The following is a 16,351-nucleotide window of genomic DNA, read 5'->3' as shown; positions in this document are numbered from 1 at the left end:
AGACCGTGACCAGCGACAGCGCCCTGACCTCCGAGCAGATCCTCAGCGCCGCCGAGGACGTGCTGCGGCGGTACGGGCCCGCCAAGGCCACGGTGGTGGACATCGCCCGGGCGCTCGGCGTCAGCCACGGCAGCGTCTACCGGCACTTCCCCAGCAAGGCCGCGCTGCGCGAGGCCGTCACCCAGCGCTGGCTGGACCAGGCCCACCACGAGCTGGCGGCGGTCACCGCCGACCCGGGCCCGGCCGCCGAACGGCTGCACCGCTGGCTGGCCACGCTCTTCGCGGCCAAGCGGCACAAGGCGACCGACGACCCGGAGCTGTTCGCGACCTACCTCACCCTGGTCGGCGAGCTCTCCAGTACGGTCGAGGAGCACGTCGACACCCTGGCCGCGCAGATCGCGGTGATCCTGGCGGACGGCGTCCGCACCGGCGAGTTCCGCCCGATGGACGCCGACGCCACCGCCCGGGCGGTCTTCCAGGCCACCGCCCACTTCCACGACCCGGCCCACGCAGGCGAGTGGTCCGACCCGCGCTGCGAGGCCGACTTCGAGGCGGTCTGGGCGCTGCTGCTCTCCGGCCTGGCGGCCTGACGGGCCGTCACCTCCGGATATTCGGTCGCCGGGCGGTACCCCGGGCCGGGACGATGGTCGCTCCCGACCACCGCGTCCCGAAGGAGAGCCGACCCATGTCCGTACCCCTGGAGAGCCTGCACGCCCTGGCCCTCGGCGACGCCTTCGGCGACCGCTGGTTCCAGGTGAGTGCCGACGAGGCGGCCGCCGAGCTGACGTCCCGCCGGGTGCGCCCGGCGCCCTGGCACTGGACCGACGACACCGCGATGGCCGTGGTGCTGTTCCGTCACCTCACCGAGTACGGCGAGGTGGAGCCGGACGCGCTGGCGGCCGCTTTCGCCGCCGAGTACACCGCGTACCCGGGTCGGAAGTACGGTCCGTCCATGCACCAGGTGCTCCGGGCGATCCAGGACGGGGCGGACTGGCGGAGCGTCACCTCGTCGATGTTCGAGGGCCAGGGCTCCTGGGGGAACGGCGCCGCGATGCGGGTCGCCCCGCTGGGGGCCTGGTTCGCCCGGGACCTGGCGGAGGCCGCCGAGCAGGCCCGGCGCTCCGCGCTGGTCACCCACTTCCACCCGGAGGCGGTGGCCGGGGCGGTCGCCGTGGCGGTGGCGACGGCGCTGGCCGTGCGCTGCCGGGGCGGGGCCGCGCCGGCGCCGGCCGACTTCCTCACCGAGGTGGCCGGCCACCTGCCGGAGAGCGACGTGCGCTCCGGCCTGCTGGTCGCCGCCCGGCTCCCGGAGGGGACCTCGGTGCGGCACGCCTCCGTGGTGCTGGGCTCCGGCCGGCAGATCTCCGCGCCGGACACGGTGCCGTTCGCCCTCTGGTCGGCGGCCCGGTGGCTGGACCTCCTGCCGGAGGCGATCTGGCGGACCCTGGAGGGGTGGGGCGACATGGACACCACCTGCGCGATCACCGCCGGGGTGGTGGCCGGGCGCACCGGCCTGGGCCAGGTGCCCGAGGAGTGGTGGGCGGCCCGCGAGGAGTTGCCGCACGGCCTCTGACGGTCCGTGAACGACGCCGCGCCCCGGCACCGGAGTGATCCGGTGCCGGGGCGCGGTGCTGTCCGGGTGCGTTCAGTCCCGGGAGTTGCCGAACAGGATGCGGTAGGCGACCAGGAGCACGAAGGAGCCCGCTATCGCGGCGATCCAGGTGGCCGGGTCGTAGAAGCTGGTGGCGACCGGCCGGTCCAGGACGGCGCTGGAGAGCCAGCCGCCGACGAAGGAGCCGGCGATGCCGATCAGCGTGGTGACGACGATCCCGCCCGGGTCGCGCCCCGGCAGGATGAACTTGGCGATGGCCCCGGCCACCAGGCCGAGGATGATCCAACTGATGATGCCCATGGTGTGGTCCTGCCCTTCCCCGTCACCGCCCATGCGCGGCGGTCCGTGGAGGAGGACGCGCCAACCGCCGCGTGGGTTCCCCGGACTGACCCGACGTTAATTTGAACGCGTTCAACTCATCTGCCATGCTGGCCACCTGACACCGTCCCAGCTTTCCGGGGGGAAGCACCGTGGCACCGTTCCGTCTCCGCGCCCTGCCGGCCGCCCTCGTCCTGGCGGCCACCGCCTGCACCCAGGCCGGCCCGTCGCCCGCACCGCCCGCCGCCCCCTCCTCCGCCGCCGCGGGGCTGTCCGCCCCGGAGCCGGCGAGCCTGGCGGGGCGGAACGCGGCCGCCCGGGGCACCGTCACCGCCCGGATCGACGGCCTGGTGACGGGCCGGCGGGTGACCGGCACGGTCTCGGTCAAGCTGGACGGCAGCCGGTGCACCCACGACCTCGAGACGGACGACGGCGGTCGGATGGTGCTGATCCAGATCGCCGACCGCTACTGGACGAAGGGCATGACCGGCCGCACACCCCCCGGTGACCTGCGCCTGGCGGAGGCCTACGTCCGCTTCACGGCCGACGATTACCCCGCCGCCGGCTTCTTCTGCCGGACCGTCATCCGGCACGCCACGCTGACCCGGGCCTTCCAGGACCCCGGGCAGCTGCGCCGGGACGGCGGCGGCGAGGGCCGGATCCGGCTGACCGACCGGCACGGCGCCCTGGTGGAGCTCTCCGACACCGCCGCTCCCGTTCCACTGCTGGTCCGCTCGGGCAGCAACTCGGAGTACTACGAGCTCACCTTCTCCACGTACGGCTTCCCGGTCGAGCCGGTCGAGCCGCCGCCCGCGTGGACGGTGGACTTCGCCGACCTCGGCCTCGGCGGGGAAAGCACCGCCTGAGCCTCCGGGCCGCCGGACCGTCCTCCCGGGCGGTCCGGCGCCGCTCTCATCAGGCGGGACGTGCTTGACTCCGTCCCCGTCCGCCGTCAGGATCACTCCCATGGACACCGGCACCACCCTGGTCTGCCGCCTGCACGTCGACCTGCGACGCCAGGCGAGCGACATGTGTGCCTGCTGACGCGATCCGACCCTTCGCGTCACCCCTCCTCCGCCCTGTGAAGACCTCCAGGGCCGCGGCACGCCCCGCGTCACCCGCACACAGCTCCGCCTTCACGGTCGGCCACCGCATGGGCCGGCCGCTTTCGGCTACCCGAGGACCGCCATGACCGTCGAGCTCGACCACGCCCCGCACGGCACCGCCAAGCCACTCTCCCTCACCGAACTCCGGACCATCGTCAGCGAGTTGGCCGAACGCCCGGCCGGCTGGCTGCCCCGGGTGCGGCTCTCCGCCGAACACCGCTGGTACGAGCGGCTGGCGCTCACCGAGGACCACGAGGTCTGGCTGATCAGCTGGCTGCCCGGCCAGTCCACCGGCTTCCACGGCCACGGCGGCTCGCGCGGGGCGTTCACCGTGGCGCTCGGCGAGCTGGCCGAGCTCTCCCTGGCCGGGCCCGAACACGACCTCCAGGTGCGGAACCTGAGCGCCGGAACGGTGCGCTCCTTCGGCCCGGACTTCCTGCACGACGTGCGCAACACCGGCAACGGCCCGGCGGTCACCATCCACGCCTACTCGCCCCCGTTGAGCGAGATGGCCCGGTACGAGCTGCGCGCCGGCGGCCTGGTGCAGACCGCGTACGAGCGCAAGGAGGAGTGGGCGTGAGCGAGTTGCTCCCCGGTCACGGCGGGATCGACGGGCTGCTGGAGCGCAGCCGGGCCGGTGTGCACCGCCCGGGCCCGGCCGAGGCGCTGGAGGCGCACCGGCTCGGCGCCCTGCTGGTGGACATCCGTCCGCAGGCGCAGCGGGCCCGGGAGGGCGAGATCCCGGGCGCGCTGCTGATCGAGCGGAACGTGCTGGAGTGGCGGCTCGACCCGGACGGCAGCCACCGCATCCCGCAGGCCACCGGGCCGGAGCTGGAGGTGATCGTGCTCTGCTCGGCCGGGTACGCCTCCAGCCTGGCGGCGGCCGCGCTGCGCGAGATCGGACTGCCGAGGGCCACCGACCTGGACGGCGGTTTCCAGGCCTGGGCCGCTGCCGGGCTGCCCACCGCCCCGGGCGGCACCCCCTCGCTGGACGAGGCCCGGATCCTCGCGGAGGGCCGTCCACGACCTGACGAAGTATCACCCGACCGGTCCCCTTCGGCCTGACGGGACGGCACCTGACCAGCCATGCTCTGTCCGACCGCAGGTTTACCCTCCGGGCGGGCAGGGCAGGGGCCAGTGTCCTCATGATCGGCCATCAACTGGCGCCCGGGGCCCGGGCGCCACGACTAGGAACTGCTACCCCGTGATCAGATTCGACGGCGCGGCCAAGCGCCACCCCGACGGCACGGTCGCCGTCGAGGGCCTGGACCTGGAGGTGCCCGCCGGCCGGATCACCGTGCTGGTCGGCCCGTCCGGCTGCGGCAAGACGACCATCCTGCGGATGGTGAACCGGATGGTCGAGCCGACCGGCGGGCGGGTGCTGCTGGACGGCGCCGACGTGGCCGGGCTGGACGCCGCGAAGCTGCGCCGGGGCATCGGCTACGTGATCCAGCAGGCGGGGCTCTTCCCGCACCGCCGGGTGATCGACAACGTCGCCACCGTCCCCTACCTGCTCGGCTGGGACAAGAAGCGGGCCCGGGCCCGGGCGGCCGAACTGCTGGAGCTGGTCGGCCTGCCGCCGGAGAGCGCCAGACGCTACCCGCACCAGCTCTCCGGCGGGCAGCAGCAGCGCGTGGGCGTGGCCCGGGCGTTGGCGGCCGACCCGCCGGTGCTGCTGATGGACGAGCCGTTCAGCGCGGTCGACCCGGTGGTGCGGGCCGGGCTCCAGGAGGAACTGCTGCGCCTGCAGGGCGAGTTGCACAAGACCGTACTGTTCGTGACGCACGACATCGAGGAGGCCGTCCGGCTGGGCGACCAGGTGGTGGTACTGCGCGAGCACGGCCGAATAGCCCAACTCGCCGACCCGCACACCCTGTTGACCGCCCCGGCGGACGACGACGTGGCCACCTTCCTGGGCCGCGACCGGGGCCTGCGCGGCCTGGGCCTGCGCCCGGCCGGCGCGGTCGCCACCGTCCCGCTCGCCGAACGGACCGGCGCGGACGGCTGGCTGCTCCAACTGGACGCCGTCGGCCGCCCGTCCGAGTGGCGGCACCCGAAGTACGCCGCCCACCCCGCGCTCGGCTTCCACCCCGCCACCGACACCCTGCGCACCGCGCTGGACGCCGCCGTCCTCTCCCCCGCCGGGCTGGCCGTGGTGCTGGACGACGGGGGCCGCGCCACCGGCACCGCCGACCGGGCCGCCGTGCTGGCCGCGCTCGGCCCGGCCGTCGAGCCGGCGCCCACCGCTGCGAACGCGGGGGCCGACGGTGCCTGACGACGAACCGCTGATCCGCTGGGGCTGGCTCGCCGACCACCTCGGCTACCTGGCGCAACTGACGCTGGACCACGCCCTGTTGGCGCTGCCGCCGGTGCTCTTCGGCCTGCTGCTGGCGGTGCCGCTCGGCCTGTTCTGCGCTCGCCACCCGCGGATCTACCAGCCCTTCGCCGTGGTGCTGAACGCGGTGTACGCGCTGCCCGCCCTGGCGGTCTTCGTGATCCTGGTGCCGTACACCGGACTGGCCGCCACCCCCACGGTGATGATCCCGCTCACCTGCTACGTGGTGGCACTGATGCTGCCCACCACCGTGGAGGGGCTGCGAGCCACCCCGGACTCCGTCCGGCAGGCCGCCACCGCGATGGGCTACGGCCCCTGGCGCCGGCTGGCCGCCGTCGAACTGCCCGCCTCCGTCCCGTACCTGATGGCCGGACTGCGGGTCGCCACGGTGTCCTCGATCTCGATGGCGGCGGTCGGCGCGCTGATCGGGCGGGGTGCACTGGGCTACCTCTTCATCGACGGCTTCCAACGGACCTTCACCACCCCGATCCTGGCCGGGATCGCGCTGGTGGTGCTGCTCGCCCTGCTGATGGACGGCCTGCTGCTGCTCCTGCTGAGGCTGTTCGCCCCCTGGACCGCGCACCGGGAAGGCGGGCTCCGGTGAACTGGATCGACTGGCTGCGCGCCTTCTTCGCCGACCCGGCCCAGCGCAGCGGCCCGGACGCCATCGCCCACCGGCTGGCCGAGCACCTCGCCTTCACCGCCGAATCGCTGGCCTGGGCCGTGCTGTTGGCCGTCCCGCTCGGGCTGCTGCTCGGCTACCTGGGCCGGGGTACCGTCCTGGTGACGGCGCTGACCGGCACCGCCCGGGCCGTGCCGACCCTCGGCCTGGTCACCCTGGTGGTCCTGCTGGCCGGAGTCGGCAAGGCCTCCACCGTCATCCCGCTGGTGGTGCTGGCCGTCCCGCCCCTGCTGGTCGGCGCGGTCGAGGGCGTCCGGGGCACCGACCCCCAACTGCGCGACGCCGCCCGGGGGATCGGCCTGACCCACCGCCAGGTCCTGTTCCAGGTCTGCGTCCCCGCCGCCCTGCCCAGCCTGCTGGCCGGACTGCGCACCGCCACCATCCAGGTGATCGCCACCGCCACCGTGGCCGCGTACGTCGGGATGGGCGGCCTCGGCCGCTACGTGATCGACGGGCTGGCGCTGCGCAAGTACTACGTGGTGGCCGGCGGCGCGGTGCTGGTGGTGGCGCTCGCCCTGGCCGCCCAACTGCTCTTCGCCCTGCTCATCCGCTGCTCGCTGCCACCGGGCAGCCGCCCGGCCCGCCGGCCCGCGGGCTGAACCGGGCCCACCGACCGCACCACCGGCACGTCATTCCCTACTCAACCTGCCATGAAGGAAACTTCCATGACCACCCGCCTGCTCCGCACCGTCACGGCCACCGCGCTCCTGCTGGGCGTGGCAGCCTGCGGCTCCTCCGGCGGCGGCGACCCGCTGGCCGCCTCCACCCCGAGCACCGGGGGCTCGTCCGCGGGCTCGTCCGCGGCCTCCGGCAAGACCGTCGTGGTCGGCTCGGCCAACTTCCCGGAGAACGTGCTGCTCGCCTCCATCTACTCGCAGGCCCTCAAGGCCAAGGGCGTGAAGGTGGAGGAGAAGTTCAACGTCGGCAGCCGGGAGATCCTCTACGGCCAGCTGAAGAGCGGCGGCCTGACCGTGCTGCCCGAGTACAACGGCGCGCTGCTCGGCTACCTCGACCCCAAGAGCCCGGCCCTGACCGGCGGCACCGAGGCGGTCAACGCCGCCCTGCACACCACCCTGCCGGCCGAGCTGACCGTGCTCGACGCCTCCGCCGCCCAGGACAACGACTCGCTGACGGTCAGCCAGGAGACCGCCGACAAGCTCGGTCTCAAGTCCATCGCCGACCTGGCCGGCAAGTCCGCCGACTTCGTGATCGGCGGCCCGCCGGAGTTCAAGAGCCGCCGCGAGCAGCAGTTCAAGGACGCCTACGGCCTGACCTTCAAGGAGTGGAAGCCGACCGGCGAGACCACCGCCAACGCCATCAAGGACGGCAGCATCCAGATCGGCAACGTCTTCACCACCGACCCCAAGGTGGTCACCCTGAAGCTGGTCCCGCTGGCCGACCCCAAGTCGGTGTTCTCCAGCCAGAACGTGCTGCCCCTGGTCAACAAGGCCGGCGTGGACGCCACCGCGACGGCCGCGCTCAACGCCGTCTCCGCCAAGCTCGACACCCCCGGCCTCACCGCGCTGATGAAGCGCGTCGCGGTCGACAAGGAGGACCCGTCGGCGGTCGCCAAGGACTGGCTGAAGGCCAACGGCCTGGTCTGAGCACACGTCAGCCCCGCACCCTTGCGCAGAGGGGGTGCGGGGCTGACGCGTTCCCCGGTCTCAGTACCAGTGGTGGGTCTGCCAGAACGCCCAGGCGGCGTTCGGGCTGCCGTAGCGGTCGTTCATGTACTTCAGCGCCCACTTGATCTGGGTGGCCGGGTTGGTCTTCCAGTCGGCGCCGACCGAGGCCATCTTGGAGCCCGGCAGGGCCTGGGCCAGGCCGTAGGCGCCGGAGGAGGCGTTGGTGGCCTTGACGTTCCAGCCGCTCTCGTGGCTGATGATGCTGCTGAACGCGGCGAACTGGGCGGCCGGGACGAGGTCGCGGGCCAGCTCCTTGACGGCGCTCGGCGAGGTGGCGCGGGTGGCCGCGGAGAGGTCGGAGCGCTGCTCGGAGCGGGAGGCGGCCGCCTCCTGCTGCTCCTGCTTCGGCTGCTCCTGCGGCTGCTCCGTCGCGGCCTGCTGGGGCTGCTGCTGCGGCTCCGGGACGTGCGTGACCTCCACCGTCGCGGCGGAGGCCTTCTCCTCCGGGAGCGCCACGGCCACCACGGAGGCGGCGCAGGCGGTCGCCAGCCCGGCGGAGGCCACCACCAGGGCGGTGCGACGGCGCATGACGGCAAGGAGGGAACTACGCATGGCGAGGACTACCTCAATCGTGTGGACCGGCTCGGGGTGCCTCGCTGCCCGGTCGGCCGATCGCCGTTCCCCGGGGCAGCCGCACCACCGGCCGTGAGCGCCCCGGTCTGCACCGGACGCCGGACGGTACGCTCCCCCGGACCGGCCCGGACCCTGGCGGGTGGCCGGTGCGACTGGCGGGAGCGCCTTGCGACTCCACCAGTCTTAACGCCGCCCCTACCTGCCATCAAGGGCTCCACCTACGACGCACCGTCGTAGTACGGCCTGCGCCTTCGCCCTCCCGCCGCCGCCCCGCACGCCGAACCCGCCGTTCGGCGCCCGCCCCGCCTTCGATTCCACTGTGGCCCGCCTCACGCCCTCCGCCACGCTCCGTACCCGATCCGGTACGCGTTCCGACGTTCGAATCCCCTAGGATCACGGCTCATGAGCAACGGGGAGACAGGTCGGCAGCCGCAGCGCACACCGGGTCCGGACGCACCGCCCCCGGCCTTCCCCTCCTTCGGTCCGCCGGTCGCCGCCAACGGCTGGGCCCGACCGGACGCCACCGAGCCCGACTGGTCCGCGCTCGCCGACCAGCACGAGCAGCGTCGGCGCCGCCGCAGACGGCTCCGCAACGGCGGAGCCGTCGCCGGGGCCGTCCTGCTGGTCGGTGCCATCACCACCACGGCGGTCCTCCTGAGCCGCGGCGCCGGGCCCACCGCTCCCCCCGCCGCTCCCCCCGCCGCGGCCCAGGCCGCCGCCGCCCCCTCCACCCCGGCCGACGCCCCGTCACCGGACAGCACCCCCACTCCCGCCACCTCCCCCTCGGCCTCCCCCTCCGCCTCCACTGCGCCTTCCCCTTCGGCCACGCCCTCCGCCTCTCCCAAGCGGACCCCCACCCCGAGCGCCCCCAACTCCTCGGCGCCCCCGGCACCCCCGGCCCCGCCGGGCAGCACCGCCCCGCCGGACCCGCTGACGGTCATCTCCTCGGCCGCCACCGACACCGCCCCGCTCGACCCCGGCTCCCTCTTCCCCGCCACCACCCTCACCGTCGGCGGCAGGACCTGGACCCGCCTCACCACCGCCGCCACCTCCCCCTGCTGGAACGCCACCACCGGCGGCCTCGGCAACGTGATCACCCCGCAGGGCTGCCAGACCCTGCTCCGCGCCACCTACACCTCCGGCAACAGCGCCGTCACCATCGGCGTCGCCGTCTTCCCCGACCGCGCCAAGGCCGACGCCGCCACCGCCGCCCACCAGGGCCAGGTCCAGGGCCTCGTCCCGGCCGGCGCCATCTCCTACTGCACCTCGGACGGCTGCACCAACACCCATGCCGCCGTGGGCCGTTACACCTACTACACGGTCTCCGGCACCGTGAAGCCCGGCGGCACCACCGCCGACCCCACCGCCACCGCCGCCGGACCCGACTTCGCCGCCCACGCCCGCACCCGGCTCCTCGCCCGCGGCACCCGCTGACACCACCCCCGCCTGACGGCAGGTCAGTCCGGCTCGGCGAGACCGTCACGCCAGCCGAGGCCGGGGGCCGGGCCGTCGAGGAGACGGGTGAGGAGGGTGTCGAGGTCGACGTGGCGGAGTTCGGTGCCGGGTGGGACGAGACGGTCGGTGTGGGCGAGGAAGGTGGTGACGGCGGGGGTGGGGGCGAGCAGCAGGACGGTGCCGGTGTCGCCGTCGAGGGAGAGGCAGGTACTGCGGACGTCCTGGTCGGTGCCGGGGAAGACGGACACGTCGCCGGTGCCGGCCCAGCCGTGCAGGCCGGTGGCCAGCAGCTCGCGGGCGAAGGTCCAGCGGACGGGCATGCCCTGTCCGAGGTGGAAGTCCAGGTGGACCGCGTACGGGTCGGCCGCCGAGTAGCGCAGGCAGGCGGCGACGGGGACGCGGAGGCCGGGCCCGGCGACCAGGGAGAGGGCCAGTGGCATGACGCAGCCGCCGGCGCTGGTGCGTTGGGCGGGCACGCGGGGTGCGCTGCGGTGGGTCATCGCCGCACCGCCCCCGCGTAGCCGGGCCCGCCCGGGCGGCCCGTACCGCCCGGATGGCCGGGGCCTCCTGCGGCGGCGGGCTGCGGCCCGGGGAGCGACTGCCCCGGCCCCGTCGGCCCCGGTGGCGCCTGGCCCGGCGGGCCCGGCTGCCCCGGTGGTCGGATGCGGAAGACGGGTGGGGTGGTCAGGGACTGCCACTCGCGGTCCGGTTCGCCCGGCACCGCCCGTCCCGCCCGCCGCCACCGACCGACCAGGTCGGCGAAGATCGGGCAGTCCAGAAGCAGAATCGTTTCTTCAAAGCTGGCGCCGATACCCCGGTCAACACTCACAACCGGAACAACGATCTCCGCCACCCGGAGGACACTCACTCGATCGTGGGGCTTCCTGACAAGCTGTCAGGCAGAGCATCGGGCCGGGCCTCAGGCCGGGCGCCGCCACGGACGGCAGAACAGGGCGAAGGCGGCCAGCGCCGACCCCGCGCAGCCGACCACCACCACGCCCAGCAGCGTCATCGACGGCCGCCCGCCCAGGCTGCTGAGCGGAGCGACCAGCGCACCGCAGGTGAACGTCCCGACCCCGAGCAGTGCCGAGGCCGAACCCGCCGCGTGCGGTGCCATGGTGAGCGCCTGGGCCGAGGAGTTGGGGAGCACGATGCCCATCCCGGCCATCAGCAGGAAGAGGGCGGGCCAGACCGCGGGCAGGCCGAGGTGCCAGACGGAGGTGAAGAGGATCAGCGCCGTCCCGGCCAGGGCCGCGGCCGAGAGGCCGACCAGCATCAGGGTGTCCATCCGCAGGCGTTGCACCAGCACCCGCCCGTTCAGCTGCCCGAAGCCCACCACCGCGAGCGAGTTGACCGCGAAGACCAGGCTGTAGGTCTGCGGGGAGATCTGGTACTCGGTCTGGAGCACCACCGAGGAACCGCCGACGTAGGCGAAGAGCGCGCCGAAGCTGAAGGTGCTGGTCAGCACGTAGCCGACGAAGGGGGCGTCCTTGAGCAGGCCGCCGATCGCCCGGAAGGTGGTGCCGAGGCCGTCGCCGTGCCGCTGCTCGGGCGGCAGCGACTCCCGGAGCAGGAACATCGCCCCGAGGGTGAGCAGCGCGCCGAAGACCACCAGGGCGAGGAAGGAGCCGCGCCAGTCGGTGACGCGCAGCAGCTGGGCGCCGACCGCGGGCGCGAAGATCGGGGCCAGTCCGCTGATCAGGCCGAGCGAGGCCATGAAGCGGATCATCGCCACGCCCTCGTACCGGTCGCGGGCGATGGCCCGGGCGATCACCAGGCCGGCCGCGCCGGCCAGGCCCTGGAGGAAGCGGCCGGTGACCAGCAGGGCGACCGACTGGGCCAGCGCGCAGACCACGGTGGCCAGGGTGTAGAGCGCCATCCCGGCCAGCAGCGGGCGGCGGCGGCCGAGCCGGTCGCTCAGCGGGCCGAACAGCAGCTGGCCGACGGCCAGGCCGAACAGCGAGGCGGTCAGGGTGAGTTGGACCGACGGGGCGGTGGAGTTCAGGTCCTCGACGAGGGAGGGGATGGCGGGGAGGTAGAGGTCGGTGGTGAGCGGACCGAGGGCGCAGAGGCTGCCGAGCACGACGATGGTGGCCTTGCTGGGCGCCGCCGTGGGTATGGCGTCGCTGGTCGTGGTCCCGGGTATGGAACCGGTGCCGGTGGTCAATGGGGCTCCTCGCGAGTGGTCGGGTGCCACCTGTCCTATCGCACCCGAACCCTTCGCCGGTACCCGCCCCCCGTGACTGCTCCAGGTCGGAGCGCCGTACGACCCCCGCGGTCCACCGCCGTCACTCGATGGTGGTCCCGGCCTTGCGGGCGGCGACCACCACGGCGTCGTCCTGCCAGCCGTAGAGCTGGTCGCCGATCAGCGCGACGTTGTAGAGCCCGCAGCGCAGGTCGGCCCGGGCCACCGCCTCGTCCGGGAACCAGGAGGCACTCAGGTTCACCGGGCCGTCCGGCCGTCCGGCCCGACACTCCGTCGGGGCCGTCCCGCCGGGCACGGTGGCCCGGATCAGCCGGTCGCCGCCGGTGGTGGACATCAGGTACGAGACCTGGGTCGCCCCGTCGGGCAGCCAGCGCGGCACCGAGACGCGGTCCTGCTTGGCGGCCGCCCCGGTGTCGTACGCGGCCTGCTGCCGGTGGCGGCTCTCGGCCCAGTCCCGCGCCATCGGCACCGCGACCACCGCCCCGGCGGTCACCACCGCGCCCGCCGCCACGACCACTGCCGTCACCCTGCCCGCGACACCCATGCCGCCGCTCCTCACGCTCGTCCGACCGCTTGCGCTCCCCATCCTGTCCGGCCGCGCGCGCCGGACGGTCAGCACGAGGTACCGCTCCCGTCTCCACCCCGGGACGTACGCGACCCCGCCGACCCTCAGGGGTCGGCGGGGTCGCGTGGGGGACGACGGTCCGTCAGGTGCGCGGGACCTCGCCGCCGGGGCGGAACTCGCGGACCACCTCGATCGGGCCGACGATGTGGCGGTTGAACTCGTCGAGCTCCTCGGCCGGCACCCAGAGCTCCAGGATGGTCCGCCCGCCCGCCTGCCGGACGGGGTAGCGGGCCAGGAAGTCGGTCTCCACCTCGAAGCGGGTGACGTAGCCGACGCCGGAGGCGGGCACGTTCCAGTCCCGGGCGATCCGGACGGCGTAGTCCTCGTTCATCACCGGGTAGAAGATCGGCTGGTCCGGCAGGCGGGGCGGCCAGGCGCGCCTGCCGGAGGCCTCGACGAGCGCCAGCTCCTTCGGGCCGGTGGGGCGCCACAGCGTGGTGGTGTGCGTGGTGGTCCCGGTCAACGTACCGCTCCTCTCCTGCTCGGGTTTCCGTGGGCGGCCCCCACCGTAGGCGCAGGTCACGGGGGCCGCCACCGAATTCGACGGCCCGTCAGCGGTAGGCGGCCTCGCCCGTGATGGTCTCGCCGAGCACCAGGGTGTGGATCTCCGAGGTGCCCTCGTAGGTGAGCACCGACTCCAGGTTGTTGGCGTGGCGCAGGACGGGATACTCCACCGTGATGCCGTTGGCCGCCAGGATCGTGCGGGCCGAGCGGGCCACCTCGATCGCGGTGCGGACGTTGTTGAGCTTGCCGAAGCTGATGTGCGCGGGGCGGCACTGCCCGGCGTCCTTGAGCCGGCCGATCCGGTGGGCCACCAGGTAGGACTTCTCCACCTCCAGCATCATCTCGACCAGCTTCTGCTGCGTCAGCTGGAAGGCGGCGATGGGCCGGTCGAACTGGATGCGGCTCTTGGCGTACTCCAGCGCGGTGGTGTAGCAGTCCCGGGCCGCGCCGACGGTGCCCCAGAGGATGCCGTAGCGGGCCTCGCCGAGCGAGGAGAGCGGGCCGCGCAGGCCGGTCACGCCGGGGAGCACCGCGTCGGCCGGGAGGACGACCTCGTCGAAGACCAGCTCGCTGGTGACGGAGGCCCGCAGCGAGAGCTTGCCGTGCACGTCGTTGGCGGTGAAGCCGGGGGTGCCGCGCTCCACCAGGAAGCCCCGCACGCCCTCCTCGGTCTGCGCCCAGACCACGGCGACGTCCGAGATGGAGCCGTTGGTGATCCACATCTTGCTGCCGTTGAGCACCCAGTCGTCGCCCTTGCGGCGGGCCCGGGTGCGCATGTTGGCCGGGTCGGAGCCGAAGTCCGGCTCGGTCAGGCCGAAGCAGCCGATCGCCCGGCCGGCCGCCATCTCGGGCAGCCAGCGCTGCTTCTGCTCCTCCGAGCCGAAGGCGTGGATCGAGCGCATGGCCAGCGAGCCCTGGACCGAGACGAAACTGCGCAGGCCGGAGTCGGCCGCCTCCAGCTCCATGCAGGCGACGCCGTACTCGACGGCCGTCGAGCCGGTGCAGCCGTAGCCCTCCAGGTGCATGCCGAGCACACCGAGCTTCCCGAGCTCGGGCGCCAACTCCTTGGCGGGGAAGACCCCTTGGTCGAACCACTCACCGACGTACGGGCGGATGCGGTCGTCCGCGAACTTCCGTACGGTGTCGCGGATCAGCCGCTCCTCGTCGGTGAGCAGCTCGCCGACCGCGAGCAGGTCGGCCGGATCGAGGGGGGTGCCTGCCATGGTGTCTCCTCGCGTACGGATCAAGGCGTCAGGACGTCAGGGTGCGCACGCAGTATCGCGTAACACCGGCGTGACGGGGACCTGGCAGGATGCGAGACACTGACCACACCCGGAAGGCCGCACCGTGCACATCACCGCCCTGACCGCCACCGACCTGACCGACCACGCGGAGGCCCTGGGCGGGCTGCTCGCCGACGCCGTCGAGGGCGGCGCCTCGGTCGGCTTCTCGGCCGGGCTCACCCCGGAGCGGGCGGCCGCGTGGTGGCACGGGCTGGCCGGGGCGCTGACGGACGGCCACCTCCTGCTCTGGGCCGCCTTCGAGGAGGACGGCGCCCGGCTCCTGGGGACCGTCCAGCTCCGGCTGACCCCCTACCCCAACGGGCGGCACCGGGCCGATCTGGCGAAGCTCCTGGTGCACAGCGCCGCCCGGGGCCGGGGCACCGGGCGGCGGCTGCTGGCCCACGCCGAGGCCGAGGCCGCCGCGCGCGGCCTGACCCTGCTGCTGCTCGACACCGAGACCGACAGCCCCGCCGAGCACCTCTACCGCTCGGCCGGCTGGACCACCCTCGGCACCGTCCCCGGCCACGCCACCAACCCGGCCGGGGAGCTGCGCCCGACCACCTTCTACTTCAAGACGCTCGCCGCGTGAGGGAGTCCGTGGGGGATCCCGGCAGCGGACGGCCGGACCGGACCGCGGCGACGGTGTAGCCGAAGGCGTGCAGCGGGGCGTGCGCCGCCGCGAGCAGGGCCCGGACGCTGATCAGGGCGCGCGGCTCGGTCTCGGCACGGACGAAGGCCACCAGCCCGATGCCCTCCGGTGCCGGCCGCACCCGCAGGCGCTCCACCCCGTGCTCGGGCACGGCGTGGGACCGCAGCAGCTCGTCCACCAGGTGTGCCTCGCCCTCGGTGCCCGCACCGCCGCTCCGGCGGAGCAGGACGGCCGTGACCATGCGCATGTGATTCTCCCGGGGAGCCGGTGGCAGCTTCGGTTCCGAGCCTGCCGGTGTCGGGCCCTCTTCGGAAGGCCGGACGGCTGGCAGCAAGTGGGTCCGTCACCTTCTTGCCAGCACTGGCCGACCTTGCCGCCGACCAGGCGGCGGTGGCCAGGAGGTCGGTGATTCTTCGTCAGCTCCGGGGGTCCGCCGGCCTCGGCCGGTGCGCCGTCAGGCTCCTTCGCCGACGGCGCCGAACGGGTTGTCGATGACGTACCGCCAGAAGCCGTCCGGGCCGCGGCGTGCCACGTCGGTGGCCGTGCCCTCGATGTGGACGTGAGCGCCGTCGTGGCCCATGCCGACGATGACCCAGTCCACGATCAGCAGGGCGAGCTCCCCGGCCACGTAGCAGTGCCGCAGGCGGACGGTGATCGGTACGCCCAGCGACTGGAACTCGGCGCTGGAGGACAGGAGTTCGACACCGGAGACGGGCCGGCCGGGGTGCGGCACGAAGACGGCCCCGGGTTCGTAGACGGCGGCGAGCACCTGCGGGCTGCCGGAGTTGAAGGCGGCCGCGAAAGCAGCGGGGTGGAGCTCCGGGTCGGTGGTCAGGGTGGTGGGGATAGGGTCGTTCCCATGCACGAGATCCGTGGTGGTGTTCATGGTGGAAGTCAATCCGCCGCCGGAGTGGGTCACCAAACGGAAACCGACGGCGGGAGGTGGGACACCGAGTTGGTGCCCTCCCCGACCGGCCGCACGCTGCGGCCGGAGACCGACTGCCCGGTGGAGGTCGCGCTGGCGGCGGTCTCCGGCCGCTGGACAACGCTGGTGCTGCGCGAACTCATGCACGGGGAGCACTCGTTCGGCACCCTGCGGGACCGTCTGCCGGAGATCAGCCCCAAGGTCCTCAGCGAGCGGCTGCTGGCCCTCCGCGAACGCGGCCTGGTCACCCAGGAACGTCTTCCCGGCTTCCCGGTCCGCACCCGCTACGCCCTGACCGAGGCCGGCCGTGCCCTCCGTCCGCTCCTCGTCGAGCTCTACCGCACCGGCGAGGCCCTGCGGTCCGGAACCTGAACGGCCCGTGGCCGCACCGTC

21 protein-coding genes are annotated in these 16,351 nt (G+C 73.9%); 12 read left to right on the top strand and 9 right to left on the bottom strand.

Features of this window, described 5'->3' with window-relative positions:
* Window positions 1–5 precede the first annotated feature (5 nt).
* Both ACIA8O_RS13980 and ACIA8O_RS13975 read left to right on the top strand, forming a co-directional pair.
* On the top strand, window positions 6–590 hold the full coding sequence (locus ACIA8O_RS13980; RefSeq protein ID WP_396293938.1) for a TetR family transcriptional regulator: 585 nt from the start codon (window positions 6–8) through the stop codon (window positions 588–590).
* A gap of 95 nt (window positions 591–685) precedes the next feature.
* Window positions 686–1,573: an ADP-ribosylglycohydrolase family protein gene (locus ACIA8O_RS13975; RefSeq protein ID WP_396293937.1), complete on the top strand. Its 888-nt coding sequence runs from the start codon at window positions 686–688 to the stop codon at window positions 1,571–1,573.
* 72 nt (window positions 1,574–1,645) lie between these two features.
* Here the strand turns inward: ACIA8O_RS13975 and ACIA8O_RS13970 are convergent, their stop codons facing one another.
* Window positions 1,646–1,912 (bottom strand): GlsB/YeaQ/YmgE family stress response membrane protein, encoded by a 267-nt coding sequence (locus ACIA8O_RS13970; protein WP_345279203.1) that lies wholly within the window; start codon window positions 1,910–1,912, stop codon window positions 1,646–1,648.
* A gap of 170 nt (window positions 1,913–2,082) precedes the next feature.
* Between ACIA8O_RS13970 and ACIA8O_RS13965 the strand changes: the two genes are divergently transcribed.
* The 7 genes from ACIA8O_RS13965 (at window position 2,083) to ACIA8O_RS13935 (ending at window position 7,657) form a co-directional block, all read left to right on the top strand.
* Window positions 2,083–2,796, top strand: coding sequence for a hypothetical protein (locus ACIA8O_RS13965; RefSeq protein ID WP_396293936.1), 714 nt, complete (start codon window positions 2,083–2,085; stop codon window positions 2,794–2,796).
* A 322-nt stretch (window positions 2,797–3,118) separates the two neighbouring features.
* Entirely contained in the window at window positions 3,119–3,616 is a 498-nt protein-coding gene (locus tag ACIA8O_RS13960; RefSeq protein ID WP_396293935.1) for a cysteine dioxygenase, read from the top strand.
* A complete protein-coding gene (locus ACIA8O_RS13955; RefSeq protein ID WP_396293934.1) occupies window positions 3,613–4,101 on the top strand; it encodes a rhodanese-like domain-containing protein in 489 nt (162 codons plus the stop codon). Before ACIA8O_RS13960 ends, ACIA8O_RS13955 begins: the two co-directional genes overlap by 4 nt.
* 139 nt (window positions 4,102–4,240) lie before the next feature.
* Window positions 4,241–5,311 (top strand): ABC transporter ATP-binding protein, encoded by a 1,071-nt coding sequence (locus ACIA8O_RS13950; RefSeq protein ID WP_396293933.1) that lies wholly within the window; start codon window positions 4,241–4,243, stop codon window positions 5,309–5,311.
* Window positions 5,304–5,975 (top strand): ABC transporter permease, encoded by a 672-nt coding sequence (locus ACIA8O_RS13945; protein ID WP_396293932.1) that lies wholly within the window; start codon window positions 5,304–5,306, stop codon window positions 5,973–5,975. The genes ACIA8O_RS13950 and ACIA8O_RS13945 overlap by 8 nt, the downstream gene beginning before the upstream one ends.
* Window positions 5,972–6,652 (top strand): ABC transporter permease, encoded by a 681-nt coding sequence (locus ACIA8O_RS13940; protein ID WP_396293931.1) that lies wholly within the window; start codon window positions 5,972–5,974, stop codon window positions 6,650–6,652. The genes ACIA8O_RS13945 and ACIA8O_RS13940 overlap by 4 nt, the downstream gene beginning before the upstream one ends.
* A 66-nt stretch (window positions 6,653–6,718) precedes the next feature.
* The gene (locus tag ACIA8O_RS13935; protein ID WP_396293930.1) at window positions 6,719–7,657 is read left to right on the top strand and encodes an ABC transporter substrate-binding protein; all 939 of its coding nucleotides are present in this window, start codon (window positions 6,719–6,721) and stop codon (window positions 7,655–7,657) included.
* Window positions 7,658–7,717: 60 nt separating this feature from the next.
* On the opposite strand, the gene ACIA8O_RS13930 is transcribed toward ACIA8O_RS13935, so the two are convergent.
* Window positions 7,718–8,266 carry a transglycosylase SLT domain-containing protein gene (locus tag ACIA8O_RS13930; RefSeq protein WP_396293929.1) on the bottom strand — a complete coding sequence of 183 codons (549 nt, stop codon included), beginning with the start codon at window positions 8,264–8,266 and terminating at the stop codon, window positions 7,718–7,720.
* Window positions 8,267–8,713: 447 nt separating this feature from the next.
* Between ACIA8O_RS13930 and ACIA8O_RS13925 the strand changes: the two genes are divergently transcribed.
* Window positions 8,714–9,745, top strand: coding sequence for a hypothetical protein (locus ACIA8O_RS13925; protein ID WP_396293928.1), 1,032 nt, complete (start codon window positions 8,714–8,716; stop codon window positions 9,743–9,745).
* 23 nt (window positions 9,746–9,768) lie between these two features.
* Here ACIA8O_RS13925 and ACIA8O_RS13920 read toward each other — a convergent pair whose 3' ends face one another.
* The 5 genes from ACIA8O_RS13920 to ACIA8O_RS13900 form a co-directional block, all read right to left on the bottom strand.
* Complete coding sequence (locus ACIA8O_RS13920) at window positions 9,769–10,266, bottom strand: SsgA family sporulation/cell division regulator (RefSeq protein WP_396293927.1); 498 nt, start codon at window positions 10,264–10,266, stop codon at window positions 9,769–9,771.
* A 419-nt stretch (window positions 10,267–10,685) separates the two neighbouring features.
* The gene (locus tag ACIA8O_RS13915) at window positions 10,686–11,933 is read right to left on the bottom strand and encodes a multidrug effflux MFS transporter (RefSeq protein ID WP_396293926.1); all 1,248 of its coding nucleotides are present in this window, start codon (window positions 11,931–11,933) and stop codon (window positions 10,686–10,688) included.
* A gap of 121 nt (window positions 11,934–12,054) precedes the next feature.
* Complete coding sequence (locus ACIA8O_RS13910; protein WP_396293925.1) at window positions 12,055–12,516, bottom strand: hypothetical protein; 462 nt, start codon at window positions 12,514–12,516, stop codon at window positions 12,055–12,057.
* A 163-nt stretch (window positions 12,517–12,679) separates the two neighbouring features.
* The gene (locus tag ACIA8O_RS13905; RefSeq protein WP_396293924.1) at window positions 12,680–13,060 is read right to left on the bottom strand and encodes a hypothetical protein; all 381 of its coding nucleotides are present in this window, start codon (window positions 13,058–13,060) and stop codon (window positions 12,680–12,682) included.
* 88 nt (window positions 13,061–13,148) lie between these two features.
* Window positions 13,149–14,324, bottom strand: a complete 1,176-nt coding sequence (locus ACIA8O_RS13900) for an acyl-CoA dehydrogenase family protein (protein WP_396293923.1) — start codon at window positions 14,322–14,324, stop codon at window positions 13,149–13,151.
* Between the two features lie 124 nt (window positions 14,325–14,448).
* Between ACIA8O_RS13900 and ACIA8O_RS13895 the strand changes: the two genes are divergently transcribed.
* Window positions 14,449–14,973, top strand: coding sequence for a GNAT family N-acetyltransferase (locus ACIA8O_RS13895; protein ID WP_396293922.1), 525 nt, complete (start codon window positions 14,449–14,451; stop codon window positions 14,971–14,973).
* Here ACIA8O_RS13895 and ACIA8O_RS13890 read toward each other — a convergent pair.
* Together ACIA8O_RS13890 and ACIA8O_RS13885 are read right to left on the bottom strand one after the other, a co-directional pair.
* On the bottom strand, window positions 14,954–15,280 hold the full coding sequence (locus ACIA8O_RS13890) for a hypothetical protein (protein ID WP_396293921.1): 327 nt from the start codon (window positions 15,278–15,280) through the stop codon (window positions 14,954–14,956). The two genes, ACIA8O_RS13895 and ACIA8O_RS13890, sit on opposite strands and share 20 nt — an antisense overlap.
* 207 nt (window positions 15,281–15,487) lie before the next feature.
* Complete coding sequence (locus ACIA8O_RS13885) at window positions 15,488–15,919, bottom strand: YybH family protein (protein ID WP_396293920.1); 432 nt, start codon at window positions 15,917–15,919, stop codon at window positions 15,488–15,490.
* 72 nt (window positions 15,920–15,991) lie between these two features.
* Here ACIA8O_RS13885 and ACIA8O_RS13880 point away from each other — a divergent pair, with 72 nt between their 5' ends.
* Window positions 15,992–16,330: a winged helix-turn-helix transcriptional regulator gene (locus ACIA8O_RS13880; protein WP_396293919.1), complete on the top strand. Its 339-nt coding sequence runs from the start codon at window positions 15,992–15,994 to the stop codon at window positions 16,328–16,330.
* The last annotated feature ends 21 nt before the right edge of the window (window positions 16,331–16,351 follow it).

This window comes from Kitasatospora sp. NPDC051853 (assembly GCF_044452665.1).
GTDB lineage: Bacteria > Actinomycetota > Actinomycetes > Streptomycetales > Streptomycetaceae > Kitasatospora.
This window is presented reverse-complemented; position numbering and strand designations above follow the sequence as displayed.